Genomic DNA, 24,844 nt, shown 5'->3' with positions numbered 1-24,844 from the left:
TCAAATGCCGCATTCGCGCCGGGCCTGCGGCCAGGCCTCGGATGCCTCTTGTCGCAGGCGGTGCAGCACGCGCTGTACCTTTCGGCGTGCTCAGTCCGCACGCAGCGCCGCCAGCGACCTCGCCCCTGTGCCCAGATCGCGCCAGGCAGCAGGGTGGCAGGTGAACAGCAGGATCTGGTGGCGGGTGGCGGCATCGAACAACACCCGCTTCATCTGCGCCAGGCGCTCGGCATCGCTGTGCACCAGCGCATCGTCGAGGATCACCAGCGTCGGCCGGCCCGCTTCGGCGAGCAGGTCGGCATAGGCGAGACGGCTGAGGACGCCCATCTGCTCGCGTGCGCCGAAGCTCAGGGCCTCGAAGTCGCCGGTTTCGACTCCCCCGCCAGCGCCGGCGCCGGCGAGCGGGCGGGTGAGCGGGCCGGGAACGAGGTCGTCGTCGATGTCGACGCAGGCGTGCGGGAACAGCAGCTGCAGGTAGCGGTTGAGGTGCTTTTGCAACGGCGCCTGCAGGCGGCGGGTGAGGGCGCGGCGCTGATCGCGCAGCAGGCTGCGCAGCAGATCGAGCGCCTGCGCCCGGCGGCGCAGCTCGGCGGCGCGGCGGGCCGCCCAAGCGTGGTCGCGGGCGCATTCGGCGCGGCGCGCCTCCAGCCCCTGGGCGCCCTCGCTCTGGAGCTCGATTTCGAGGCGCACGAGCTGGTCGCGGCGCTCGGCATGGCGCCGTTCGAGCTGCTCGGCGCTGCTGCGGAAGCGGTCCACATCCTGTTCCAGGATGTCAGGGCGGGCGGCGGCGATTTCGGCGGCGAGCGCTTCGCTGCGGGCGGCCAGGGTGAGCTGCTCGGCGCGGGTATCGGTGAGGGCGGCGCTCGCGTCGGCGACGCGGCGGGCACGTTCCGGGGCGGCAAGCTGGGCACGGGCGGCGGCAAGCTCGCGCGCGGCCGCGGCGAGCGCGGTTTCGGCATTGGCGGCGGCAAGCTGGGCACGGTGGAGCCCCTCCTGGATCGCGGCGAGGGCGTCGGCGGCGGCCTTCTCGGCGGCCTCGGCCTCGATCACGGAAGCGGCAGCGGAGGGGGCGGCAGAGGCGGACGCGGCGGCCTCCCCCTCGGCGGAAGCAGGGGCGGCGAGGCGGGCGAGCGCCTGCGCGGCCTCGGCGGCCCGCGCCTGCAGACGGGCATGTTCCGCGCGTAGCGCATCGATGCCGCCCGGAGCGAGCGCCTCCAGGGTGGCCTGGGCGGTGGCGAGCTCGCCGCCGAGGCGCGCGTGCTCGAGCTGGCGGCGCTCGGCGGCGTCCACCGAACCCAGCCCGAGACGGACGAGCAAGGCCTGCTGGCGGGCTTCGAGGTCGGCGCCACGGGCGGCGAGCGCGGCAAGGTCGGCGCCGCCGGGAGCGATCTGCAGGCGGCCGAAGCCGGGCAGGACGAGGCTGGCGGCGGCAAGCAGGCGGCGTTCGCCGGCACCGCTCAGGGGGGCGCCGTCGAGTTCGAGAGTGCGCCCCGGCTCCAGCACATAGACGAGCCGGGTGGCCGCCGCCGCCTGCTGCAGGCGCAGGTCGGCGAGCGCGCGGTCCTGGGTGCGCAGGGTCTGGAGGTCGGCCGGACGCAGCTCGTTTGCCGCCACCGCATGCTGCAGCGCCAGCACCTGGGCGTGGGCGGCTTCGGCGCGCGCGAGCTGGGCCGCACCGGCGGCGTGGCGGGCGTGGCTGGCGGCGGCCTCGCGCGCGAGGCTGTCGCGGGCTTCGGCCTGGCGCGCCGCGCGCAGGGTGGCACGTGCCGTCTCCAGCGCCTGCGCGGCCTGGACACGCTGTGCCGTCCAGTGTTCGAGCGGCGCACGGGCGCTGTCGAGCGCCGCGCGCGCAGCCTCGAGCGCGGCGGCGCGGGCGGCGGCAGCCTCGTCCTCGCGCGCGAAGCCGTCCACCTGGCTGCGCAGCAGGGCGAGCTGGGCATCGACCTGAGCCGCGCGCGTGCGGGTCGCGGCGAGCATCGCCTCGCGCTCGCGGACGGCCGCCAGACGCTCGGCGGCCGCCTGCTGATGAGTGCGGAACGCACGCCAGGGCTGCTCCGCCTCGTCGGCGGCATGTTCGTCGCGCAGCGCGGCGAGCGCATCGACGCGCTGGCGGTAGCGGGCGATCGCATCGTCGAGCACGCCCAGCTCGCCGGCCAGGGCGGCCTCGGCTTCGAGCGCCTCCTTGTAGGCCCCGCGCGGGCGGCCGCCGGCTTCGGTGAGCAGTTCGGCGCGCTGCGCCTCCACGGTGGCAAGCAGGGCATCGCCGCCGCTGGCGGCGACTTCGCCGAGCGCGCGTTCGAGCGCGCCGCGCAGATGATCGCCGGCGTGGCCGACCGCTTCGCGCAGCGCCTGCGCGCCGCCCTGCTCGATCCACAGCAGCCCCGGAATGCCCCAGTGCTCGGCCTTGCTCGCGCCGCGTCCGGCGTGCTGGAAGCCGAGCAGCGCAGCGAGGCGGTTTTCGGCCTCCTCGCCGTCGACCGTCTCGCTCCCGATCTGCAGCGTGCAGCGCTTTTTCGCCAGAAAAGTCTTCACCAGCCGGCAGGGCTGGCCGTCCAGTTCGAAGTCGAGCGCCACCGTGGGCGCGGCGGCGGGATCGCCCCAGGGGCGCAGATCGTCCACGCTGGCGGAGCGGTGGCGCTCGAAGAAGGCGGCACGGATGGCGGCGACCAGGGTGCTCTTGCCCGCCTCGTTGGGGCCGGTGAACAGGTTCAGGCCGGGGTCGAGGCGATCGATTTCAAGCGCGCGGCGGAACTGGCGGAACTGGTCGACGCGGATGCGGGTGAGCTTCATCGGTCCCCTCCGGGCGCAGCGGCGGAAGCGACCGCGGCACCGGCCGCGGCCGGGGAGCGGCATTCGAGGAGGCCGGCGAGCAGCACCAGGGCGTCGCGCGCGGTCTGCGCCGCCGCCGGCTCGGCGCCGTGCTGGGCGGCTTGCAGGCGGGCGATGACTTCGCCCAGATAGCCGTCGGCGGCGAGGCCCTCGAGGTCGGCGACGGTCGGTTCGAGCTGCAGCGCGCCGAGCTCGGCGACCAGGCTGCGCGCGCGCCCCCGGGCCTGGCCGATCGCATCGGTGAGGCGGCGATGGCCGGCAAGATCGCTGCGGCCGCCGACTTCGAGCTGGACCACGTCGTCCGCGCCAAAGCCGGCAAGCTCCGCGAGCAGGCGGTCGACGTCGCTGGCCACCTGCAGCTCGGCGCTGAGCGCCTGCCACCGATAGCGCCCGGTGGCGAGCACGCTGACCGCGGGCAGCGCGCCGGGCGCGGCAAGCTCGACGAGGAGCGCCTGGCCGGAATCGTTGGCGCGGAAGCGGTCGGTCTCCGGCGTGCCGGCGTACCAGCAGCGGGCATCGATCCGGCGGGTGCCGTGCCAGTCGCCGAGCGCGAGGTAGTCGAGCCGGGCCGATGCGGCGCGGTCGGCTGCGATCGGGTTGGCGGCGTCGATGTCCTCGGCGAGGATGCCCTGGACGCTGCCGTGGGCGAGACCGACGCGCACCAAAGCGGGCGGGGTGTCGGCGCCGGCGAACCACTCGGTGAGGTCGTTGAAGGTATTGCGCTGGGTCAGCGGCGCCGGCAGCACCGCGATCCCGGCCGCTTCGAGCAGCACCGGCCGCGCCTCGCGGCAGACGCGGACGTTGGGCGGGATCGCGCGCAGGCGCGCCGCGCGCGTCCACACCGACTCGGCGAGGGCAGCATCATGGTTGCCGGGCAGCAGCAGCCACGGCCCGGCAAAGCCGGCCAGCGCGTTGAACAGGCGGTGGATGGTACGATCGGCGACGGTCTGGGCGTCGAACACGTCGCCCGCCACCAGCACCGCATCGACCGCATGCTCCTGGGCGAGGCGGGCAAGACGCTCGACCGCGACAAAACGCGCTTCGGCGAGGAGCGCGGCTTCGTCGGGCTCGAACTGGCCGAACAGCTTGCCGATCTGCCAGTCGGCGGTGTGGAGGAAGCGGGGCATCGGGACGTCTCGGATGAAGTCGGGGGAAGAGCGGCGGGCAAGGCGGCGCAACGGATGATAAATGAGCCGGGCCGGCGCCGCAGGATCGCGCGGCTCGCCCCGCGCCCGCTCACGACTCCAGCTGCAACGCCGCCAGGCGCGCGTAGAGGCCCCCCTGGCGGCGCAGGTCGGCCGCCGTGCCGGTCTCGACAATGCGCCCATGGTCGATGACGACGATGCGATCCACCTGCTGCACGGTCGCCAGGCGGTGGGCGATGATCAGCGTGGTGCGCCCTACCATCGCCGCGGCCAGCCCCTGCTGGACGAGGGCCTCGGATTCGGCGTCGAGCGCGCTGGTGGCCTCGTCGAGCAGCAGCAGGCGGGCGCCGCCGAGGATCGCGCGCGCGATCGCGATGCGCTGGCGCTGGCCGCCGGACAGGCGGGTGCTGCGCTCGCCGAGGAAGGTGGCGTAGCCTTCGGGGAGGCGGGCGATGAAGGCGTCGGCGGCGGCGGCCTGCGCCGCTGCGACCACTTCGTCGTCGCTCGCCGTCGGCCGCCCGTAGCGGATGTTCTCCAGCGCGCTGGCGGAAAAGATCACCGGCTCCTGCGGCACGAAGGCGATGCCGCGGCGCAGGTCGCGCAGCGCAAGCGCGCGGATGTCCTCGCCATCGATGCGGATGCCGCCCGCCGACACGTCGTAGAAACGCAGCAGGAGCTGGAACAGCGTGGTCTTGCCCGCCCCCGACGGCCCCACCAGCGCCACCCGCTCGCCGGGCGCGACTTCGAGGCAGATGTCGTCGAGCGCCCGCACGCCGGGCCGCGCCGGATAGGCGAAGCTCACATGATCGAAGACGATCCCCACCTGCGCCGCCTGCCGCGGCGGCGGCGGCGCGCTCGCCTCGCGGATCGCCGACTCGGCCTGCAGCAGCTCGAGCAGGCGCTCGGCGGCGCCGCTGGCGCGCATCACCTCGCCCCACACTTCGGCCAGCGTGCCGGCCGCCCCCGCCACCAGCCCGGCATAGAGGACGAAGGCTCCCAGCTCGCCGAGGCTGAGGGTGCCGGCCTGCACCTGGCGCGCGCCGATCCACAGCACGAAGACGATCGTGCCCATCACCGCGGCGATGATCAGCGCGGCCAGCAGCGCCCGCACCCGGGTGCGCCGCAACGCAGTGCGAAAGCTGGTCTCGGTGCGCTCGGCGAAGCGCCGCGCCTCCCGCTCTTCCTGGGCGAACGCCTGCACGGTGGGCATCGCGTTGAGGATCTCGCCCGCCAGCGCGGAAGCGTCGGCGATGCGGTCCTGCGATTCGCGCGACAACGCCCGCACCCGCCGCCCGATCGCCGCGATCGGCAGCGCGAGCAGCGCCATCAGGCCGCAGATCAGGGCGAACAGGTGCACGCTGGTAACCGCCAGCATCGCCATCCCGCCGATGAACTGGAACAGGCTGCGCAGCCCCATCGACACCGAGCTGCCGACCACGGTCTGCACCAGGGTGGCGTCGCCGCTCAGCCGCGACAACACTTCGCCGGTCTGCAAGGTCTCGAAGAACTGCGGCGACTGTCCCAGCACACGCGCATAGACCGCGCAGCGCAGGTCGGCAGTCACCCGCTCGCCGACCCACGACACCGCGTAGTAGCGCGCCGCCACCACCACCGCCCAGAACAGCGCAAGGACGAACAGCGCGACGAACCGTCCGTCGCCGCCGATCTGGCCGATCCCGCCGGGCAGCGCGCCCTCCACCGTCCCCCCCGTGCCGAAGCCGGCGTCGATCAGGTCGCCGAACACGACCGGCATCGCCAGCAGGGTGGCCGAACCCAGGCACAGCAGCACGAAGGCGAGCACGACCCGGCTGCAATAGGGGCGCAGGAAAGGCAGCAGGCCGCGCAGCGCGGACAGGCGGCGGACCCCCGCGGCGGCATCGGCAGGCATCGCCGGGGCCCCGTCCGGCACGGCGGCAGGCGCGCCGCGGGCGGTGTTTGCGGTCTTCGGCACCGGTTCTCCCCTTCGTTCGCGCAAGACTCCAGATTGGGCCGGACGCCCCGCCCCTGTCCACCCCCGGCGCGCCGTGGCCGAAACGCCGCGCACGAGCGGAGGGCGCGACGCCGGACGTAGAATGTCCCCGCCCCTGTCGACGAAGGAGCCCGCGATGTTCCGCCCAGCCTTCCCCGTTCCGCTCCGCCCTGCCGCCGCCCTGCTCGTGGCGCTCGTCCTCGTCCTCGCCGGTTGTGCCAGCCTGGGGCTGCGCGAACCGCTACGGATCAACGTCGTCGGCATCGAACCGTTGCCCGGCCAGGGCATGGAAATCCGCTTCGCGGTGAAGCTGCGGGTGCAGAACCCGAACGAGCGCGCGATCGATTTCGACGGTCTCACGCTGGAGCTGGACCTCAACGGCAAGCCTTTCGCCACCGGGGTCAGCGACCGCCAGGGCAGCGTGCCGCGCTTCGGCGAAGCGCTGATCGAGCTCCCGGTGTCGGTGTCCGCCGTCGCCGTACTCCGCCAGGCGCTCGACGCGCTCGAAGGCACGCCCAGCGCCGAAGTGCCCTACACCCTGCGCGGCCGGCTCGCCGGCGGACTGCTGGGCGGCCTGCGCTTCTCCGATTCCGGCACGCTGAAGCTGCCCGACCCCTGGCGCCCCCTCCCGCCCGGCCAGCGCTGAACACAGCTTCTCTGCCGGGCGGATGCGAACTCCCGGCCTGTTGCAGTCATCGGCGCTGCCGGGAAGCCGTCGCCCAGCGTGACTGGCGGGACGGAGACGGACGCACGGCATTGCCAAATTTTGCCAAGCAGACTAGCCTGCGCCCATGAGCACGATGAACATTTCCCTGCCCGACAGCCTGAAATCCTTCGTGGACGAGCAGGTGAGCGAACGCGGCTATGGCACCAGTAGCGAGTACGTGCGCGAATTGATCCGCAAGGACCAGGATCGTCAGCGCTTGCGTGGAGTGCTGCTGGTCGGCGCAGCCACTGCGCCGGCATCTCCGGCCGACGGCGCCTACTTCGAAGGTCTGCGTGAGAGGGTGCGCAGGGCAGCCAAGCCGGTCTCCCAGGGGTGAAGGTCAAACCCGTTGTTCCGCGTGAGCAGGCCAACCAGGACATCGACGACGCGATCGCCTACTACCTCGAAGAGGCTTCCTCATCGGTTGCGCTCGGTTTCATCGATGCCCTGGAACGGGGCTATGCCCATATCGCCCGCCATCCCGGCACGGGTACGCTTCGCTACGGCCATGAGCTGAACCTTCCCGGCCTACGCTCCTGGGCGCTGTCGCACTACCCCTACCATGTCTTCTACATCGAACGACCGGACCATATCGATGTCTGGCGCGTACTGCACGGCCAGCGCGACATTCCCGCCTGGATCCAGGATCCGGACCCCTTCGCCTGACCCAATCGCCCGGCGCTCACTGGGCCGGTCATCCTCGCGGTCCGCTTACCGGAGCTCCGTGGCAGCGCAGTGTCAGCTCTGGGCAGGGGCCTGAGGCGCATCGGCGGCGACTTCGGGGGCGGGTTCCGGCAGTTGTGTCGCCAGCACCTTGTCGATGCGCTTGCCATCGAGGTCGACGACCTCGAAACGCCAGTTCTCCCAGGTAGAGATATCGCCCGTGTTCGGCAGGCGCCCGAGCAGCCACATGACCATGCCCGACAGGGTGTGGTAGCGGCCTTTCTCCTCTTCAGGCACCGACTTGATGCCCAGGCGGTCCTTGAGCTCGACGATCGGGATCAGCCCGTCGAGCAGCCAGGATCCGTCCTCGCGCTGTATCGCCCATGCCTCCTCGGTGTCGTGCGACAGGAATTCGCCAGTCACCGACTCGATGACGTCGTGCAGGGTCACCATGCCCTGCACCTCGCCATATTCGTCGATCACGAAGACGACATAGGTGCCGGAGGCGCGGAACTGGTCGAGCAGTTCCATCCCGGTGAGCGATTCGGGCACATAGACCGGCGCCTGCAGATTCCTGGTCAGATCGACGGTTTCGCCGCGCAGCATCTGGGCGAAGATCTGCTTGGCGCTGACGATGCCGAGAATGTCGTCGAGCCCGTTCCTGCACACCGGGAAGCTCGAATGCGCCGATTCGGCCACCATGGCCAGGTTCTCGTCGAGCGGGCGATCGGCGTCGACCGTGACGATGTCGGCACGCGGCACCATCAGCGAGCCGATCTGGCGGTCGTCGAGGCGGAACACGTTGCGCACCATCTCGTGTTCGCTCTTCTCGATGACACCGGCTTCGGAGCCCTCGTTGAGCAGGGCGTGGATCTCCTCCTCGGTCACGCTCGGGCCGCCTGTTTCACGCTGGCCCATCAAGCGCAGCAGGATCGCGGTCGAACCGGCCAGCAGATGAACGAAGGGGCGCGAAGCGATGGCCAGCACGTTCATCGGCCGCGCCACGAGACGGGCAATCCCTTCGGGGTTGATCTGGCCGATGCGCTTGGGGACGAGTTCGCCGACCACGATCGAGACGTAGGTGATGACCACGACCACCAGGACGGTAGAGCCGACTTCGCTGATGCGCTGCTCCACGCCCAGCGACTGCAGCCAGTCCGCGAGCGGGCCTGCCAGAGCCGCCTCGCCGACGATGCCGTTGAGGATGCCGATCGAGGTGATGCCGATCTGGATCGTGGACAGGAAGCGGGTCGGATCCTCGCCGAGCTTCATCGCCACCTGGGCCGAGCCGTCTCCATCTTCCGCGAGCCGGGCGAGTCGAGCGCGGCGCGCGGTCACGAGCGCGATTTCGGACATCGCGAAGACACCGTTGAGCACGATGAGGGCAATCAGTAGGGCAATTTCCATGGTGTGGGGTCAGCGAAGGGCGTAGGAGTGGGAGCAGGAGCGGGGGCGAGCGGGGCGCTGCCCGCAGGCGCGGCCGAACAAAGACGGCAGGAAACGCGCCCGGGATCGCCGCAAAGGCGCGAGGCGAGCCCGACGAGCCCGATCACAGCAGGCTTCGCGCGTTTCGTGTGCGGGGGCAAGCGTTGTACGACCCAGGGACAACACCCGGCCTGGGACGTCTTCCGGAGACGGGCGGTTTCCATCGTCCGGGAATGCAGAGAGAATTCTCCGGGGGGCGAAAAAACGACTCATAAGGCGGAGTGCATGACACCCCGCGCAATCCTTGATCCGTTGGGACGAATTCGATCATGCCCGAGATGGATGGGCATGTCGACCGCCGGGAGGGGACCGGGGCCGCCGCGCCTCTTGACTTTGCCGCGGCGCAATCTACACTCGCGCTCCATCAAGGGGAGTAGCTTTTCACGCTGCAGCATCGTCATCACGGCAGGATTGTCGCAGACAGTCTCCCGGTGCTGCAGGCAACGAGTTCGTTGCAAGCGAGACCTTGCCCAAGGGCAAGGTCCGTGCGCGCAAAGTAGGGGCAAGGGTCTGTGTCCTTCGGGAACAGGCCCTTTTTGTTTTGTTTTGTGCGGAGCGCGCGATGGAATCGATTGGAACGTGGTGGATGTGGGCGGCCTTTGCCGCCATCGTGGCAACGATGCTGCTGGTGGACCTGTTCGCCTTCGGCGGCGGCACGCGGCACCGGGTGTCGCTGAAGGAAGCGGCAGGCTGGTCGCTCGCCTGGGTGACGGTCTCGCTGCTGTTCGCCGGCGGGCTGTGGTGGTACCTCGACGGCACGCTGGGACGCGCCCTGGCCAACGAGAAGACGCTCGCCTTCGTCACCGGCTACCTGGTCGAGAAATCGCTCGCGGTCGACAACGTCTTCGTCTGGATGATGATCTTCAGCTTCTTCGCGGTGCCGCTCGAGCTGCAGCGCCGCGTGCTGCTGTACGGCATCGTCGGCGCGATCGCGCTGCGCACGGTGATGATCTTCGCCGGCAGCTGGCTGATCACCGAGTTCCACTGGATCCTCTACCTCTTCGGCGCCTTCCTCGTCGTCACCGGCATCAAGATGGCGTGGTTTTCCGAGCACGACCCCGATCTGGAAAAGAACCCCCTCATCCGCTGGATCCGCAACCATTACCCGGTCACCGAGAAGCTCGAAGGCGAACGTTTCTTCGTGGTGCGCGACGGCGTGCGCATGATGACGCCGCTGTTCCTCGCCCTGGTGCTGGTCGAGATCTCGGACGTGATCTTCGCCGTCGACAGCATCCCGGCGATCTTCGCCATCACCACCGACCCCTTCATCGTGCTGACCTCGAACCTGTTCGCCATCCTTGGCCTGCGCGCGATGTACTTCCTGCTCGCCGACCTCGGCGACCGCTTCGAGCTGCTCAAGTATGGACTGGCCGCGATCCTGGTCTTCATCGGCACCAAGATGCTGATCGTCGAGTGGGTGAAGGTTCCGGTGCTGGTGTCGCTGGCGGTGGTGGCCACCCTCCTCGCCTGCGCGGTGGCCGCAAGCCTGTGGTACGCGGCGCGGAAAGCGAAACCGCTCGCCTGATTCAGGAGTTGCCCGCGTCGCCGCCCGCATCCGCCTCGCGGGCGGCGCGCAGGTCCCGATACACCGCCGCACGCATGATCAGCATCGACACCACGGGCGCGGTCATCAGCACAAAGCCGCTGATCAGCAGTTCGTGGATCACGAGGCGCGACTGGGTCACGCTGAAGTACAGCATCGACGCCACCAGGATGCAGCCGGCGCCGAGCGCGATCGTGATCGCCGGGCCGTGGATGCGCTGGTAGAAGCTGTGCAGCCGCGCCAGGCCGAGCGTGCCGATGACGGTGATGAAGCCGCCCAGCACCAGCAGGAAGGCGACCGGGACGGCCGCCCACCAGGGCAGGGATTCGGCGCCGTTCATTCGATCACCTCCCCGCGCATCAGGAACTTGGCGAGCGCGATCGTGGACACGAAGCCGAGCAGGGCGATGATCAGCGCCGCTTCGAAATAGATCTGGCTGCCGTGGCGGATGCCCAGCAGCAGCGCCAGCACCATCACGCACATCCACAGCGTGTCGAGGGCGAGCACGCGGTCCTGCGCGGATGGGCCGATCATCAGGCGCAGCGTGCACAGCAGCATCGCCAGCACCACGCAGGCGAGCGCGAAAAAAATCGCCGCCGAGAGCAGCGTCGCCGTCGTCATCTCCGGTCTCCTCGGGTTTCGGGGGTCTCGAACACCTCGATGATGGGCTGTTCGTAACGCGTCTTGATGGTCTGCACCCACCACGCCTCGTCGTGCAGATCGAAGACGTGGAGCAGCAGTTCGTAGCGCTCGGGGAGGATCTCCACCCATACCGTGCCGGGAGTCGAATTGATCAGGCAGGACAGCAGCGCCAGGCCGTGGGGACTCTTCAGGTCGAGGGGCACGTGGATGAACTGCGAGTTCACGTCGGCCGAGCGCCGCAGCAGGATGATCTGGGTGACGTTGAAGCAGGAGCGCACGATCTCGATCGCCGCCATCCACAACAGCCGGAACAGCGCCAGCGGGCGGCGGAGGCGCGCATGGCCATGGGGCTGCAGCGGGCGCGCGAGCAGCGGCGCGACGAGGCCGAGCACGGCGCCAAGGAGCCAGTGCGCCGGCGCCGCGCTCTGGTTGAGCAGCAGCCACATCAGCAGCAGCGCCAGCGACAGCAGCGGCGAAGGCAGCCAGCGTCTCATCGCCCCCCCTCGGCGGCGGGAAGCCGCTGCACCGTGGGCTCGCCGAGCACGCGCACGGTGTAGTCGGCGCCGCGCAGCAGCCCGTCGGTGGTGCGCCCGAGGTAGTCGAACACCGTGTCCGCCTGCACCGTCAGCAGCACGCACAGCATCACCAGCGCGCCCACCGGCAGCGCCTCGGAAAACTGCAGGCGCGGCGGCGTCACTGCCCCCGCAGCCCAGAAGGTGCGCACTCCCAGGCGCATCAGCGCGATGATCGCCGCCAGCCCGCCGATCACCATCAGCGCGATCAGCAGCCAGGTCATGGCCGGCACCTTGTCCGATGACGCGGCGAGCATCGCGTGGAACAGGCTGAACTTGGCGACGAAGCCCGCCAGCGGCGGCATTCCCGCGATCACCAGGGCGCAGGCGGCGAAGCTCAGGCCGAGGAAGGCGAGCGTGCCGGGAATGCCGACGCCGACCGGGTCCTCCGGCTTGTCCTCGATCGCGAACGCCTCCATCGTGATCGCGATCAGCGCCGCGCCCGGCGGGCGGATGCGCTCGGTGAGCTCGATCAGCAGCATGAAGGCCGCCATCGCCAGCGTCGAGCCGAGCAGGTAGTACAGCCCCGCAGCCAGCACCGCGCCGCCCGAATGGCCGATTACCGCGAGCAGCGTGCCCGAGGACACGATCGCGCCGTAGCCCGCCATGCGCCCGCCATCCTGGCTTGCCAGCATGCCGATCGCACCGAACAGCAGGGTCGCCATGCCGCCGACCGTCAGCGCGGCGAAACCGAAGCCTTGCAGGGCGTGCGCAGCGTCCCCCGCGCCGCCCGCGTCCCCCGCGCCAAACACCGCCAGCCATACCCGCAGCACCGCATACACGCCGACCTTGGTCATCAGCACCAGCATCGCCCCCACCGGTGCCGAAGCCGAAGCGTAGGTAGTGGGTAGCCAGAAGCCGAGCGGCCACATCGCGCCCTTGGTCAGGAACGCGAGCGCCAGCACCACTGCGCCGATCTGCAGCAGCCAGGCGTCCTGCGCCCCGAGCAGGGCCACGCGGGCGCCGAGGTCGGCGATGTTGAGCGTGCCGGAGGCGGCGTAGATCAGCGCCACCCCGATCAGGAACAGCAGCGAAGCCACCAGGTTCACCGCGAGGTACTGCATCCCGGCCTGGATCCGGCGCAGGTTGTAGCCGTGCAGCACGAGACCGTAAGAGGCCGCCAGCATGACCTCGAAGAAGACGAAAAGGTTGAACAGGTCGTGGGTCAGAAAGGCGCCGTTGAGTCCCATCAGCAGGAACTGGAAGAGCGGATGGAAGCTCACCCCGACGCGGTCCCAGCGCCGCGCCGAGAACACCAGCACGGCGAGCGCGATCGTCGCGGTGAGCACCAGCATCAGCGCCGAGAGGCGGTCGGCCACCAGCGCGATGCCGAACGGCGCCGCCCAGTTGGCGGCCAGATATACGCCGATGCCGCCCGGCCAGTGGCCGCCGTCGGCCAGCACCAGCAGCGCGACTGCAACCACCCACAGCAGCACCCCGCTCGCCAGGCCGAGGGCGAACTTGAGCCCGTGGCGCTTCTGGTGGATCGGGATCATCAGCGCCCCCACCATCAGCGGCAGCAGCACGGGGACGATGATGAGGTGGTTGAGCCAGGGCAGCACGCTCATTGCTGCGGCTCCTCGCCATCGACGTGGTCGCTGCCCGACAGCCCGCGCGCGCCGATCATCAGCACCAGGTAGAGCGCGGTGGTGGCGAAGCCGATCACGATCGCGGTCAGCACCAGGCCCTGCGGCAGCGGGTCGGCGAACTGCGCCGGATCAATGCCCGGGGCGGGCGTGATCGGGGGCTTGTCCACCCACAGCCGCCCCATCGCGAAGATGAACAGATTGACCGCGTAGGACATCAGCAGCAGCCCGATGATGAGCTGGAACGTGCGCGGGCGCAGAATCAGCCAGATCCCCGCGCCGAACACCACGCCGACGGCGATCGCAAACACCGCTTCCATCAAGCCCTCCCCCCGTCCGCCGCCGCCGGTCCGTCCGCCGCCGCTTCCTCGCCGGGCTGGCGATGCGCGCGCAGCGACTGGTGGGCGAGCGCCACCAGCATCAGCATCGTGGTCCCGACCACCGCCGCGAACACCCCGAGGTCGAACACGAAGGCGCTCGGCAGGTGCAGCTCGCCCACCAGCGGCCAGTCCACATGGGCGGTATGGGTGGTGAGGAAGGGATGGCCGAACAGCCAGGCGCCGAGGCCGGTGGCGCACGCCAGCAGCAGGCCGAAGCCGAGCCAGCGGTGCGGGCGCAGGTGCACGTGGCTCTCGACCCACACCGTGCCGGCGAGCATGTACTGGACGAGGATCGCCACCGCGAAGATGAGGCCGGCGACGAAGCCGCCGCCCGGCAGGTTGTGGCCGCGCATGAAGAAATACACCGCGATCACGCCCATGAAGGGCAGCAGCAGGCGCAGATAGATGCCTGCCACCAGCAGGTAGCCGCTGTTGGCCTGCTCGGCGGGGCTCTGCCCGCTCGCCGGGTCGGCCTCGAAGCGCTGCTGCGGCGGAATGCCCGCGCTCTCGGGCGCGGGGCGGAAGCGGCGCAGCAGGGCATAGACGGTGAGCGCGACGATGGCGAGGACGGTGATCTCGCCCAGGGTATCGAAGCTGCGGAAGTCCACCAGCAGCACGTTCACCACGTTGCTGCCGCCGCCGCCGCCGAGGGCGTTGAGGAGGAAGAAGTCGGCGATCGTGTCCGAGGCCGGGTGCACCAGCACCGCATAGGTCAGCGCCGCCAGCGCCGCGCCGCCACCGAGCGCGAGCGCGAGGTCGCGCGCACGGCGCGCCCACACCCGCCACAGCGGCTGGACCGGGCCGGCGATCGACTCGATCCGCGGCGGCAGCCAGCGTAGGCCGAGCAGGATCAGCACCGTGGTCACCGTCTCCACCATCAGCTGGGTCAGCGCGAGGTCGGGCGCCGACAGCCACAGGAAGGTCGCCGCGGTGACGATGCCGGTGCCACCGACGAGCGTGAGCGCGGCGAGGCGGTGGTATTTCGCCATCCACGCCCCGGCCACGGCGCAGCCGGCGCCGATCGCCCAGACTCCGGCGAAGAGCGGATCGAAGCCCTGCCGCGGGACCGCGGTCCACGCCGGCGGCGCGCCGGCGAGCAGCAGCGGCATCCCCAGCAGCGCCATCATCATCAGCAGCAACTGCGGCTGCAGCCGGCGCGTGCCGACGCGGTGCAGCAGCCACTCCGCGCTGCGGGTGAGCTGCAGCATGGTGGTCTCGTAAGCCTGGGCGCCGTTGAAGCGGTGAATCAGCGGCACGCGCTCGCGCTGCGCGAGGTCGAAGTGGCGGCGCAGCACCGCGTACAGCAGCACCCCGCCGACGAGCGCGCCCACGCTCATCAGCAGCGGCAGGTTCACGCCGTGCCACACCGCCAGGTCGTAGTCCGGCGTTGCCTCGCCCAGGGTCGCCACCACCGCGAGGTGCAGCAGCGGCCCGATGCTGATCCCGGGGGCAATGCCGACGACGAGGCAGGCGAGCACCAGCAGTTCGACCGGAAAGCGCATCCAGCGCGGCGGTTCGTGCGGCTCGCGCGGCAAGCCCTGCGCCGGCGCGCCGAAGAACACCGAAATGAAGCGCAGCGAGTAGGCCACGCTGAACATGCCCATCGCCACCGCGGCGTAAGACATCCACCAGTTGCGATCGCCGCCGACGTGCAGCGTCTCGGCGAAGAACATTTCCTTGGACAGGAAGCCGTTCAGCAGCGGTACCCCCGCCATCGCCGCGCTGGCGACGATCGCCAGCGTCGCGGTCACCGGCAACGAATGGCGCAGGCCGCGCAGCAGGCGCAGGTCGCGGGTGCCCGATTCATGGTCGATGATGCCCGCGGCCATGAACAGCGAGGCCTTGAAGGTGGCGTGGTTGAGGATGTGGAAGATCGCCGCGACGATCGCCAGCGGCGTGCCGATACCGATCAGCACCGTGATCAGGCCGAGGTGGCTGATCGTCGAGTAGGCCAGCAGGCCCTTGAGGTCGTGCTGGAAGATGGCGACGAAGGCACCGATCAGCAGGGTGCACACCCCTGCGCCACCGACGATCCAGGTCCATTCCGGCGTGCCCGCGAGCGCCGGCCACAAGCGCACGAGGAGGAACACCCCCGCCTTCACCATCGTCGCCGAGTGCAGGTAGGCCGACACCGGGGTGGGCGCCGCCATCGCGTGCGGCAGCCAGAAGTGGAAGGGGAACTGGGCGCTCTTGGTCAGCGCACCGAGCGCGATCAGCACCAGGGCGGGCCGGTAGAGGTCGTGAGCGCGGACGGCGTCACCGGCGGCGAGCACCGTGTCGAGGTCGTAGCTGCCGACGATGTGGCCGAGCACCAGCACCCCGGCGAGCAGGCACAGGCCGCCGGTCGCGGTCACCGTGAACGCCATGCGCGCACCGCGGCGGGCGTCGGCGCGGTGGTGCCAGTAACCGATCAGCAGGAAGGAGGTGAGGCTGGTGAGTTCCCAGAACACCACCAGCTGCACCAGGTTGCCCGACAGCACCACCCCCAGCATCGAGCCCATGAAGGCGAGCAGGAAAGCGAAGAAGCGTGGCACCGGATCTTCCGGCGACATGTAGTAGCGCGCGTAGAGAACCACCAGCAGCCCGATCGCCAGCACCAGCATGGCGAACACCCACGCCAGGCCATCGACCCGCAGCACGAAGTTCAGCCCGTTCGCCGGCAGCCAGGCGAACTCCTCGCGCACGACCTCGCCGCCGGCGATCTGCGGAAACAGCGTCCCGACGATCGCCATCCCCCCCACCGCCACCGCGATCGCCAGCCAGGACTCGTAGTTGCGGGCGCCCTGCGGCATCAGGGCGGCGACGATGCTGCCGAGGAAAGGAAGGAAAATGAGGGCGGCGAGCAGCATCGAAGAGGGATCGAACGGCAGGTCGGTTCAGGCGTGGTCGTGAGCTCGGGGGCCACTGCGGCAGATCCCGGTGCGATACGGAATTTATCACAGCAAATTCGATGCCAGATTTTCCGGATGTGTGGCCGTGCGCGGCTGGATGCGCACGGTGGCTGAGTGAGCCGCCTGCTGCTGCCCACCTTGCAGCGAGAACCAGGAAGAATGTCTCCAAAGTGGTATGCATTCCATATGTTACGAGGGCGTGCAACATGGATAATGACATCCCACCAAGCAGTCTGTACTGCAACGATTCCAGTGATCAAGTCGCCACACAACAGTCTGGAACCCAGCGAGATGAGCCTGCAAACCATATCAGTCGCCGAAGAACAGCTTCGATTGAGAATTAAGGGAAGCGACGTTCCCTTCCTCGGACTGCTCCGGGACTTTCTCTCTCCTGCGATCCGAACAACCATTGAGCTACTGAGGTTCCCCAAGAAGTCCGGCAATCACTACATGGCGGCCGAGTATCTGCGTCAAGTCGGCGTGCCGGTTGCATTTGCCGAAGACCTGGCCGAGCGAATGCTTGCATTTGCAAGACGTGTGGGGGCACCCGGCCAGGACGATCCAGAGGCCATCAAGAGCTGGCAGCAGGCGCTGCATGCCTTGCTCAACCCACCCTTCAGCGTTACCGCCCGAAAAGGTGTCACACCCGACACGGAGCGCATCCGCACCGAACACCCAGCCAAACAACCCACCGCAAGGCACGGCTGTCCGCACAGGGCCGAGGCATGACTCCAGAACATCTGGCCCAACTGCTGCGCGGTGGCGAGGGGCTGACCGTCGAGTTCAAGCGCGCCCGCGAAGCGCTCAACCGCGACACCTACGAAACCATCTGCGCCTTCCTCAACCAGCGCGGCGGCACCCTGGTGCTGGGCGCGGCGGACGACGGCACGGTGACCGGCATCGCCCCCGAGGCGCTGGCGCAGATGCGCAAGGACCTCGCCAACACCCTGCACAACCCACAGAAGATCAACCCGCCGATGCCGCTGGTGGCCGAGCCGGTGGAGCTGGAGGGGCAGACCTTGCTGGTGCTGAGCGTGCCGGAAAGCTCGCAGGTGCACAGCTGCAACCAGCGCATCTACAGCCGCAACGAGGATGGCGACTTCGACATCACCGGCCACGGCCAGCTGCTGGCCGAGCTGTACCTGCGCAAGCAGGTCGGCTACAGCGAGAACCGCATCTTTCCGCACATCCGCCTCACCGACCTGCGCAGCGATCTGATCGAGCGCGTGCGCCGCAATGTGCGCCTGCAACGCGCCGGCCACCCCTGGGCCGAGCTGGACGACCTGGAGTTGCTGAAAAGCGCCCGCCTGTACCAGCGCGACTACCAGACCGGCGCCGAAGGCATCTCGATGGCCGGCGCCCTGCTGTTCGGCCGCGACGAGGTGGTGCTGGGCGTGGTCCCGCACCACCGCACCGACGCCATCCTGCGCGTGCATGACCTCGACCGCTACGACGACCGCGACGACATCCGCACCAACCTGCTGGAAAGCTACGACCGGCTGATGGCTTTCGTGAACAAGCACATCGCCGACCCCTTCTACCTGGAGGGCAGCCGACGCGTCAGCCTGCGCGACCGCATCTTCCGCGAGGTGGTGGCCAACCTGCTGATCCACCGCGAATACCTCAACCCCTTCCCGGCCAAGCTGATCATCCTGCGCGACCGGGTGCTCACCGAGAACAGCAACAACCCCCATGGCCTGGGCCTGCTGCGCCCGGACGACTTCGCGCCCTCGCCGAAGAACCCGGCCATCGCCCGCGTGTTCCGCGAGATGCAGTGGGCCGAGGAGCTGGGTTCGGGCGTGCGCAACCTGTTCAGGTACGCCCGTGCCTTCGGTGGACAGGATCCGATCCTGCGCGAGGAATCAATCTTTCGCGTGACGGTGATGCTGCCGCCGCTGGCAGATGGCGCGACGGCCGGCCAGACCGAGGCCGGGTCGCAGCCAGAGTCGGGGGGCGAGTCGGGGGCAGAGTCGGGGGCAGAGTCGGGGGCAGAGTCGCAGGCGCGGCGCATTCTGGTGGCCTTGAGCGCAGGCGCGCTGAGCAAGGCCGAATTGGCTGGCCGGCTCGGCCTTCCCTCCGTGAGTGGGGCACTGAACCGCGGCGTACGCCGCCTGCTCGACGCCGGGCTCATCGCCCACACCCTGCCCGACAAACCCAACAGCCGCCTGCAACAATACCGCCTGACCGCTGCCGGTCGGACGCATCTGAATCTGCAGAACTGAGTCCCCCATGAGTCCGAGACGCGCCCCCGCCGCCTAAAATGGCGGCTTCCGCCTTCGCCTCGCTCCCCATGCCCGCCTCCGCACCCCGCTACATTCCGCTTGGTTCTTCCGTTTCGACGGCCCCCGCCTCGGTCGCCGACGCCATCCGCATCCGCGGCGCGCGCCAGAACAACCTGCGCAACCTCTCGCTCGACCTGCCGCTCAACCGCCTGACGGTGGTCACCGGCGTGTCCGGTTCGGGCAAGTCCTCGCTGGTGTTCGACACCTTGTACGCCGAGGGCCAGCGGCGCTACGTCGAGACCTTCTCGCCCTATGCGCGCCAGTTCCTCGACCGCATGGACAAGCCGCAGGTGGATCGGATCGAGGGTGTGCCGCCGGCGATCGCGATCGACCAGACCAACCCGGTACGCACCTCGCGCTCGACGGTGGGGACGATGACCGAGCTCGCCGACCACTTCAAGCTGCTCTACGCGCGCGCCGCGCAGCTGCACTGCCGCGGTTGTGGCAAGCCGGTGCGGCGCGATTCGGCCGCCAGCATCGCCGCCGACCTGCGCGCGCGCGCGGCCGCCGAGGGCGATCCGCGCCTGGTGGTGTGCTTTCCGCTGACGGTGCCGGCGAACTTCAGCGAGGAGGAGGTGACCGGCCTGCTCGCCGCGCAGGGCTACACCCGCATCCAGGAACGGCTCGCCGGGGCCGGCGCCGAAGGGCAGGACGTGCTGCAGGTGGTGCAGGACCGCTTCCGCGCATCGAGCGCCGAAGATGCGCGCCTCGCCGAAGCGCTGGAGACGGCGCTGGCGCGCGGCCATGGGCGGCTGTCGGTGCATGCGTCGGGCGCGGGGGTGGCGTCGGAGCACACGCCGGACGAAGCAGTGTGGCGCTATTCCTCCGGCCTGCATTGCGCCGACTGCGACATCCACTATTCGGAAGCGACGCCCGGCCTGTTCTCGTTCAACTCGCCGATCGGCGCCTGCGACACCTGCCGTGGCTTTGGCCGGGTGATCGGGGTGGATTTCGGCCTCGTGGTGCCGGACGAATCGAAGACGCTCGCCGAAGGCGCGATCAAACCGTGGCAGACCGAGAGCTACCGCGAGTGTCAGGAAGACCTGGCGAAGATGGCGAAGAAGGCCGGCGTGGCGATGGACATCCCGGTGCGTGACCTTCCGCCGGAGCATCGCCAGTGGCTGTTCGAGGGCGACCCGAAGTGGAAGAACTGGGACAGCTCGTGGCCGCGCTACTGGTACGGCGTGCGCCACTTCTTCGACTGGCTCGAGAGCAAGGCCTACAAGATGCACATCCGCGTGCTGCTGTCGCGCTACCGCAGCTACACCGAATGCCCGGCGTGCCACGGCGCGCGGCTGAAGCCGGATGCGCTGCTGTGGCGGCTGCCGGCGGGCGACCGGGGAAAATTGGGGACAGACCACGATTTCCGCGGAAAACGTGGTCTGTCCCCAATTTCAGGCCTCGCGATCCACGAGCTGATGGCGATGCCGGTGGATCGCATCCGTGACGCGATCTCCGCGCTGCACATCCCCGGCGTGCCGGACGAGGCCACCGCGCTGGTGCTCGGCGAGATCCGCAGCCGGCTCGCCTATCTTGCCGACGTCGGCCTCGGCTACCTGACCCTGGACCGCCAGTCGCGCACCCTGTCGGGTGGTGAGGTGCAGCGCATCAACCTGACCACCGCGCTCGGCACTTCGCTGGTGAATACCCTGTTCGTGCTCGACGAACCTTCAATCGGCCTTCACCCGCGCGACATCGGCCGCATCCTCGGGGTGATGACGCGGCTGCGCGACGCCGGCAACACCCTGGTGGTGGTCGAGCACGACCCGCAGGTGATGGTCGCCGCCGACGCCCTGCTCGAGATCGGTCCCGGCCCCGGCGAGCGCGGCGGCAACATCGTCGCCCGCGGCACCCCGGCGGAGATCGCCGCCAACCCCGATTCGGTGACCGGGCCCTGGCTGGCGGGGCAGAAGCGCATCGACGTCGATCGCCCGCCGCGCCCGGTGGACACCGACACGCCGCGGCTGAAGCTGGTCGGTGCGCGCCAGCACAACCTGCGCGACCTCAGCGTGGGCTTTCCGCTGCGGCGCCTGACCTGTCTCACCGGCGTCTCCGGCTCGGGCAAATCGACGCTGATCCAGGACGTGCTGTTCCCGGCGCTGGCCAAGCATTTCGGCGAAGCCGCCGAATCGCCGGGGGCCTTCGACCGCCTCGAGGATGTGGATAACTTGCGCGGCGTGGTGATGGTAGACCAATCGCCGATCGGCAAAAGCTCGCGCTCCAACCCGGTGAGCTACGTCGGCGCCTGGGACCCGATCCGCGCCCTCTTCGCCGCCCTGCCGGAGGCCAGGCAGCGCGGTTACACGCCCGGCACCTTCAGCTTCAACGCCGGCCATGGGCGCTGTCCGACCTGCACCGGCTCGGGCTTCGAGCACGTCGAGATGCAGTTCCTGTCCGACGTCTGGCTGCGCTGCCCGGACTGCGACGGCAAGCGCTACCGGCCCGAAGTGCTTGAATTGCAATGGAACGGGCTGTCGGTGGCGGATGTGCTGGCGCTGACGGTGCACGAGGCGCTGGACGTGTTCGGCGAACATCCCAAAGTCCTCGCCGCGCTCGCGCCGCTCGCCGACGTCGGCCTCGACTACCTGCGCCTCGGCCAGCCGGTGCCGACGCTATCGGGCGGCGAAGCGCAGCGCCTCAAGCTCGCCGGCCACCTCGCCGAAGCCGCACAGCGCAAACCTGTACGCAAGGCCAGTGCTGTGGATAAGTCTGTGGACAAGGTTGGGGAAACCGGTAACGCGGCCGACGGTAGGGGCGACCCGGCGGGTCGCCCCTACGGTGCCCACGCATCTGCGGCCTCGGAAAATCGGCGCTGGCCGCCGATTTCCCCGTTGGCGGAGGCGGCCGCACCGGGCCTGCTGTTCCTCTTCGACGAACCCACCACCGGCCTGCATTTCGAGGACGTCGCCAAGCTCCTCGGCGCCTTCGACAAGCTGCTGCAGGCCGGCCATTCGCTGATCGTCATCGAACACAACCTCGACGTGATCGCTGCCGCCGACTGGATCATCGACCTCGGCCCCGAGGGCGGCGAAGAGGGCGGCGAGATCGTCGTCGAAGGCCCGCCCGCAACGGTGCGCGCGCACCCCAATTCGCACACCGGCGCCGCGTTGCGCGATTACGCCGAGGCCCTGAGGGAAATCGGGGCCAGGCAGGCAGGGACCGCAGCGGGGGGTAGGGGCGACCCGGCGGGTCGCCCCTACGGTCACGGATTCGTCACGGGGACGGGAACCGGCAGCACGGGGGTGGAAACCGGCGGCGCCGGAATGGGAACCGACGGCGCGGGGACGGGAACGGGCAAACCGGGAATGGAAACCGACGACGCGTGGACGGAAACCGGTGGCACGGGAATGGAAACCGCCACCCCGTCGGGTGGGGGCGACCCGCCGGGTCGCCCCCACATCGCCGCAGAGGCACGGGCGCAATACCGCGTCGCCGCTCCGGCGATTGAAATCCGCCACGCCCGCGAGCACAACCTGAAGAACGTCAGCCTGCAGATTCCGCGCGACCGCTTCACCGTGATCACCGGCCTGTCCGGCTCGGGCAAATCGACGTTGGCTTTCGACATCGTCTTCGGCGAGGGCCAGCGCCGCTACCTGGAATCGCTCAACGCCTACGCCCGCCAGTTCGTCCAGCCCGCGAGCCGGCCCGACGTCGACGGCTTGTTCGGCATTCCGCCGACGGTGGCGATCGAGCAGCGCACCAGCCGCGGCGGCAGGAAGAGCACGGTGGCGACGCTGACCGAAATCCACCCTTTCCTGCGCCTGATGTACGTGAAGCTGGGCACGCAGTTCTGCCCCGACTGCGAGGTGCCGGTGACGCCGCAGAGCTTCGAGGCCATCGTCGCCCAGCTCCAGCGCGAGCTGCGCGGCGCCTCCGTCGAAGTCCTCGCGCCGCTGGTGGTCAACCGCAAGGGCTTGTACACCGACCTCGCCAAGTGGGCGCGGGCCAAGGGCCATGCCCAGCTGCGCGTCGATGGCGATTACCTGCCCACCGCCAAATGGCCGCGCCTGGACCGCTACAAGGAGCACAACATCGAGCTGCCCGCCGGCAGGGTGGTGGTGCAGCCGGAGCACGAGGCCACGCTGCGCGCGCTGGTGGAACAGGCGCTGGAGATCGGCAAGGGCGTGATCAAGGTGCTCGACACCGGCACGCCCGGCGCGGCGCCGATCACCTTCTCCACCCTGCGCGCCTGCCCGAGCTGCGGCAGCGGCTTTCCCGAGCCCGATCCGCGCCTGTTTTCGTACAACGCCAAGCACGGCTGGTGCCCGAAGTGCTACGGCACCGGGTTGAAGACCGCGGCGCGCATCGAGGACCCGGACGCGCTCGACCTCGGCGATGCGGAAGAAGTCATCGTCAGCGACGAGCCCTGCCCCGCCTGCGCGGGCGCGCGCCTCAACCCGGTGGCGCGCGCGGTGCGCTTCCGCGACCTCGGCCTGCACCAGCTCGCCGCCTGGCCGGTGGATAAGGCCGCCGCCTTCTTCGCCGATCTGGCGCTCAGCGCGCGCGAAACCGACATCGCCCGCGACCTGGTGAGCGAGATCCGCGGCCGCCTCGCCTTCCTCCAGCACGTCGGCCTCGGCTACCTGGCGCTGGACCGCGCCGCGCCCACGCTGTCGGGCGGCGAGGCGCAGCGCATCCGCCTCGCCGCCCAGCTCGGCTCCAACCTGCGCGGGGTGTGCTACATCCTCGACGAACCCACCATCGGCCTCCATCCGCGCGACAACCGCCTGCTCCTCGACACCCTCGAAGCGCTGCGCGACCGCGGCAACACCCTGCTGGTGGTGGAGCACGACGAGGACACCATCCGCCGCGCCGACCACGTCATCGACCTCGGCCCCGGCGCCGGCGTGCGCGGCGGCCGCGTGGTGGCGGAAGGCCGCATCGACGACCTGTTGAACGCGCCCGAATCGGCCACCGGCGAATGCTTCCGCCACCCGCTGCAGCACCCGCTGCGTCCGCGCCGCGCAGTGGCGGACGAGCATGCGGCGATCCGCATCGAGGGCGCGAATCTGCACAACCTGCGCGCCCTTTCGGTGCGCATCCCGCTCGCCCGCCTCACCGTGGTCACCGGCGTCTCCGGCTCGGGCAAGTCCAGCCTCGCGCGCGACGTCATCCACGCCAACCTGCGCGCCCGCCTGGGCGACCCCGAGGCCACCCGCGCCCGCCGCCGCGGCCAGGCCCAGCCCGACGAGGTCGACCAGGCGCTCGTCGGCTGCAAGGCCCTCCACGGCTGGCAGCAGGTCGGCCGCGTGCTCGAAGTCGACCAGACCCCGATCGGCAAGACGCCGCGCTCCTGCCCGGCGACCTACGTCGGCTTCTGGGATGCGGTGCGCAAGCTCTTCGCCGACACCTTCGACGCCCGCACCCGCGGCTGGAACGCCTCGCGCTTCTCCTTCAATACCGGCGCCGGGCGCTGCCCGGTGTGCGACGGTGCCGGCCAGACCACGGTGGAGATGAGCTTCCTGCCCGACGTCAAGACGCCGTGCGAAGGCTGCGGCGGCGCGCGCTTCAACGCCGAGACGCTGTCGGTGCGCTGGAAGGACAGGACCGTGGCCGAAGTGCTGGCGATGGCGGTGGACGAGGCGGTGGACTTCTTCTCCGCCCATCCGGCAATCGCCCACCCGCTGCAGCTGCTGCAGGACGTCGGCCTCGGCTACCTGACCCTGGGCCAGCCCAGCCCGACCCTGTCCGGCGGCGAGGCGCAGCGCATCAAGCTCGTCACCGAGCTCGCCAAGGTGCGCCGCCGCCCGGGCGATGCCGAGGACACCGGCGGCGTGCCGCTGCCCGCCGACAAGCACAGCCTGTACGTGCTCGACGAACCCACCGTCGGCCTGCACATGGCCGACGTGGACAAGCTGATCCGCGTGCTCCACCGCCTCACCGACGCCGGCCACACCGTGCTGGTGATCGAGCACGACCTCGACGTCATCGCCGAGGCCGACTGGCTGATCGACCTCGGCCCCGAAGGCGGCGACGGCGGCGGCCGGGTGGTGGCCGAAGGCCCGCCGGAAGTCGCGATGGCGGCGCCGGAATCGCACACCGGCCGCCACCTGCGCGAGTTCCTGGCGCAGCGCAGGCCCGGATGATGTGGTGCAGCGGAACCATGGATTGATGTCTTGGTCATGGTTCGCTGCGGGAGCCCGCTCCCACG

Annotated in this window: 17 protein-coding genes; 7 read left to right on the top strand and 10 right to left on the bottom strand. The window is 70.0% G+C overall.

The window, feature by feature from the left end:
* Positions 1–90: 90 nt before the first annotated feature.
* The 3 genes from Tharo_RS00410 to Tharo_RS00400 all read right to left on the bottom strand — a co-directional run bounded on the left by Tharo_RS00410 (position 91) and on the right by Tharo_RS00400 (position 5,862).
* On the bottom strand, positions 91–2,790 hold the full coding sequence (locus Tharo_RS00410; RefSeq protein WP_107219507.1) for an AAA family ATPase: 2,700 nt from the start codon (positions 2,788–2,790) through the stop codon (positions 91–93).
* A complete protein-coding gene (locus Tharo_RS00405; RefSeq protein WP_107219506.1) occupies positions 2,787–3,956 on the bottom strand; it encodes a metallophosphoesterase family protein in 1,170 nt (389 codons plus the stop codon). The genes Tharo_RS00410 and Tharo_RS00405 overlap by 4 nt, the downstream gene beginning before the upstream one ends.
* Positions 3,957–4,065: 109 nt before the next feature.
* Positions 4,066–5,862: an ABC transporter transmembrane domain-containing protein gene (locus tag Tharo_RS00400; RefSeq protein ID WP_107222260.1), complete on the bottom strand. Its 1,797-nt coding sequence runs from the start codon at positions 5,860–5,862 to the stop codon at positions 4,066–4,068.
* Between the two features lie 217 nt (positions 5,863–6,079).
* Between Tharo_RS00400 and Tharo_RS00395 the strand changes: the two genes are divergently transcribed.
* From Tharo_RS00395 to Tharo_RS00385, 3 genes are all read left to right on the top strand, one after another.
* On the top strand, positions 6,080–6,589 hold the full coding sequence (locus tag Tharo_RS00395) for an LEA/WHy family protein (protein ID WP_107219505.1): 510 nt from the start codon (positions 6,080–6,082) through the stop codon (positions 6,587–6,589).
* Between the two features lie 145 nt (positions 6,590–6,734).
* A complete protein-coding gene (locus Tharo_RS00390; RefSeq protein WP_107219504.1) occupies positions 6,735–6,986 on the top strand; it encodes a ribbon-helix-helix domain-containing protein in 252 nt (83 codons plus the stop codon).
* Positions 6,983–7,315, top strand: a complete 333-nt coding sequence (locus Tharo_RS00385) for a type II toxin-antitoxin system RelE/ParE family toxin (protein WP_107219503.1) — start codon at positions 6,983–6,985, stop codon at positions 7,313–7,315. Before Tharo_RS00390 ends, Tharo_RS00385 begins: the two co-directional genes overlap by 4 nt.
* Before the next feature lie 72 nt (positions 7,316–7,387).
* On the opposite strand, the gene Tharo_RS00380 is transcribed toward Tharo_RS00385, so the two are convergent.
* A complete protein-coding gene (locus Tharo_RS00380; protein WP_107219502.1) occupies positions 7,388–8,719 on the bottom strand; it encodes a hemolysin family protein in 1,332 nt (443 codons plus the stop codon).
* A 640-nt stretch (positions 8,720–9,359) separates the two neighbouring features.
* Here Tharo_RS00380 and Tharo_RS00375 point away from each other — a divergent pair.
* Entirely contained in the window at positions 9,360–10,322 is a 963-nt protein-coding gene (locus Tharo_RS00375) for a TerC family protein (RefSeq protein ID WP_107219501.1), read from the top strand.
* Position 10,323: 1 nt separating this feature from the next.
* Here Tharo_RS00375 and mnhG read toward each other — a convergent pair whose 3' ends face one another.
* The 6 genes from mnhG to Tharo_RS00345 are packed head-to-tail and all read right to left on the bottom strand — an operon-like array spanning position 10,324 to position 16,369.
* Positions 10,324–10,680 carry a monovalent cation/H(+) antiporter subunit G gene (gene mnhG / locus Tharo_RS00370; protein WP_107219500.1) on the bottom strand — a complete coding sequence of 119 codons (357 nt, stop codon included), beginning with the start codon at positions 10,678–10,680 and terminating at the stop codon, positions 10,324–10,326.
* Positions 10,677–10,961 (bottom strand): K+/H+ antiporter subunit F, encoded by a 285-nt coding sequence (locus tag Tharo_RS00365; protein ID WP_107219499.1) that lies wholly within the window; start codon positions 10,959–10,961, stop codon positions 10,677–10,679. Before Tharo_RS00365 ends, mnhG begins: the two co-directional genes overlap by 4 nt.
* On the bottom strand, positions 10,958–11,476 hold the full coding sequence (locus tag Tharo_RS00360) for a Na+/H+ antiporter subunit E (RefSeq protein ID WP_107219498.1): 519 nt from the start codon (positions 11,474–11,476) through the stop codon (positions 10,958–10,960). The genes Tharo_RS00365 and Tharo_RS00360 overlap by 4 nt, the downstream gene beginning before the upstream one ends.
* Positions 11,473–13,122 carry a monovalent cation/H+ antiporter subunit D gene (locus tag Tharo_RS00355; RefSeq protein ID WP_107219497.1) on the bottom strand — a complete coding sequence of 550 codons (1,650 nt, stop codon included), beginning with the start codon at positions 13,120–13,122 and terminating at the stop codon, positions 11,473–11,475. The genes Tharo_RS00360 and Tharo_RS00355 overlap by 4 nt, the downstream gene beginning before the upstream one ends.
* Entirely contained in the window at positions 13,119–13,460 is a 342-nt protein-coding gene (locus Tharo_RS00350; protein WP_107219496.1) for a Na+/H+ antiporter subunit C, read from the bottom strand. Before Tharo_RS00350 ends, Tharo_RS00355 begins: the two co-directional genes overlap by 4 nt.
* Positions 13,460–16,369 (bottom strand): monovalent cation/H+ antiporter subunit A, encoded by a 2,910-nt coding sequence (locus Tharo_RS00345; protein WP_107219495.1) that lies wholly within the window; start codon positions 16,367–16,369, stop codon positions 13,460–13,462. The genes Tharo_RS00350 and Tharo_RS00345 overlap by 1 nt, the downstream gene beginning before the upstream one ends.
* Before the next feature lie 333 nt (positions 16,370–16,702).
* Between Tharo_RS00345 and Tharo_RS00340 the strand changes: the two genes are divergently transcribed.
* The 3 genes from Tharo_RS00340 (at position 16,703) to uvrA (ending at position 24,779) form a co-directional block, all read left to right on the top strand.
* A complete protein-coding gene (locus tag Tharo_RS00340) occupies positions 16,703–17,140 on the top strand; it encodes a hypothetical protein (protein WP_107219494.1) in 438 nt (145 codons plus the stop codon).
* On the top strand, positions 17,137–18,633 hold the full coding sequence (locus Tharo_RS00335) for an RNA-binding domain-containing protein (RefSeq protein WP_107219493.1): 1,497 nt from the start codon (positions 17,137–17,139) through the stop codon (positions 18,631–18,633). The genes Tharo_RS00340 and Tharo_RS00335 overlap by 4 nt, the downstream gene beginning before the upstream one ends.
* 68 nt (positions 18,634–18,701) lie before the next feature.
* On the top strand, positions 18,702–24,779 hold the full coding sequence (gene uvrA, locus Tharo_RS00330) for an excinuclease ABC subunit UvrA (RefSeq protein WP_107222259.1): 6,078 nt from the start codon (positions 18,702–18,704) through the stop codon (positions 24,777–24,779).
* Positions 24,780–24,844: the final 65 nt, after the last annotated feature.

The sequence above is a fragment of the Thauera aromatica K172 genome (assembly GCF_003030465.1).
GTDB lineage: Bacteria > Pseudomonadota > Gammaproteobacteria > Burkholderiales > Rhodocyclaceae > Thauera > Thauera aromatica.
This window is presented reverse-complemented; position numbering and strand designations above follow the sequence as displayed.

What these genes read in the sequence shown, in the direction of transcription:
- Tharo_RS00410 (WP_107219507.1), bottom strand. Translation starts at nt 2,790, where the DNA reads ATGAAGCTCACCCGCATCCGCGTCGACCAGTTCCGCCAGTTCCGCCGC.
- Tharo_RS00405 (WP_107219506.1), bottom strand. Translation starts at nt 3,956, where the DNA reads ATGCCCCGCTTCCTCCACACCGCCGACTGGCAGATCGGCAAGCTGTTC.
- Tharo_RS00400 (WP_107222260.1), bottom strand. Translation starts at nt 5,862, where the DNA reads ATGCCTGCCGATGCCGCCGCGGGGGTCCGCCGCCTGTCCGCGCTGCGC.
- Tharo_RS00395 (WP_107219505.1), top strand. Translation starts at nt 6,080, where the DNA reads ATGTTCCGCCCAGCCTTCCCCGTTCCGCTCCGCCCTGCCGCCGCCCTG.
- Tharo_RS00390 (WP_107219504.1), top strand. Translation starts at nt 6,735, where the DNA reads ATGAGCACGATGAACATTTCCCTGCCCGACAGCCTGAAATCCTTCGTG.
- Tharo_RS00380 (WP_107219502.1), bottom strand. Translation starts at nt 8,719, where the DNA reads ATGGAAATTGCCCTACTGATTGCCCTCATCGTGCTCAACGGTGTCTTC.
- Tharo_RS00375 (WP_107219501.1), top strand. Translation starts at nt 9,360, where the DNA reads ATGGAATCGATTGGAACGTGGTGGATGTGGGCGGCCTTTGCCGCCATC.
- mnhG (WP_107219500.1), bottom strand. Translation starts at nt 10,680, where the DNA reads ATGAACGGCGCCGAATCCCTGCCCTGGTGGGCGGCCGTCCCGGTCGCC.
- Tharo_RS00365 (WP_107219499.1), bottom strand. Translation starts at nt 10,961, where the DNA reads ATGACGACGGCGACGCTGCTCTCGGCGGCGATTTTTTTCGCGCTCGCC.
- Tharo_RS00360 (WP_107219498.1), bottom strand. Translation starts at nt 11,476, where the DNA reads ATGAGACGCTGGCTGCCTTCGCCGCTGCTGTCGCTGGCGCTGCTGCTG.
- Tharo_RS00355 (WP_107219497.1), bottom strand. Translation starts at nt 13,122, where the DNA reads ATGAGCGTGCTGCCCTGGCTCAACCACCTCATCATCGTCCCCGTGCTG.
- Tharo_RS00350 (WP_107219496.1), bottom strand. Translation starts at nt 13,460, where the DNA reads ATGGAAGCGGTGTTTGCGATCGCCGTCGGCGTGGTGTTCGGCGCGGGG.
- Tharo_RS00345 (WP_107219495.1), bottom strand. Translation starts at nt 16,369, where the DNA reads ATGCTGCTCGCCGCCCTCATTTTCCTTCCTTTCCTCGGCAGCATCGTC.
- Tharo_RS00340 (WP_107219494.1), top strand. Translation starts at nt 16,703, where the DNA reads ATGAGCCTGCAAACCATATCAGTCGCCGAAGAACAGCTTCGATTGAGA.
- Tharo_RS00335 (WP_107219493.1), top strand. Translation starts at nt 17,137, where the DNA reads ATGACTCCAGAACATCTGGCCCAACTGCTGCGCGGTGGCGAGGGGCTG.
- uvrA (WP_107222259.1), top strand. Translation starts at nt 18,702, where the DNA reads ATGCCCGCCTCCGCACCCCGCTACATTCCGCTTGGTTCTTCCGTTTCG.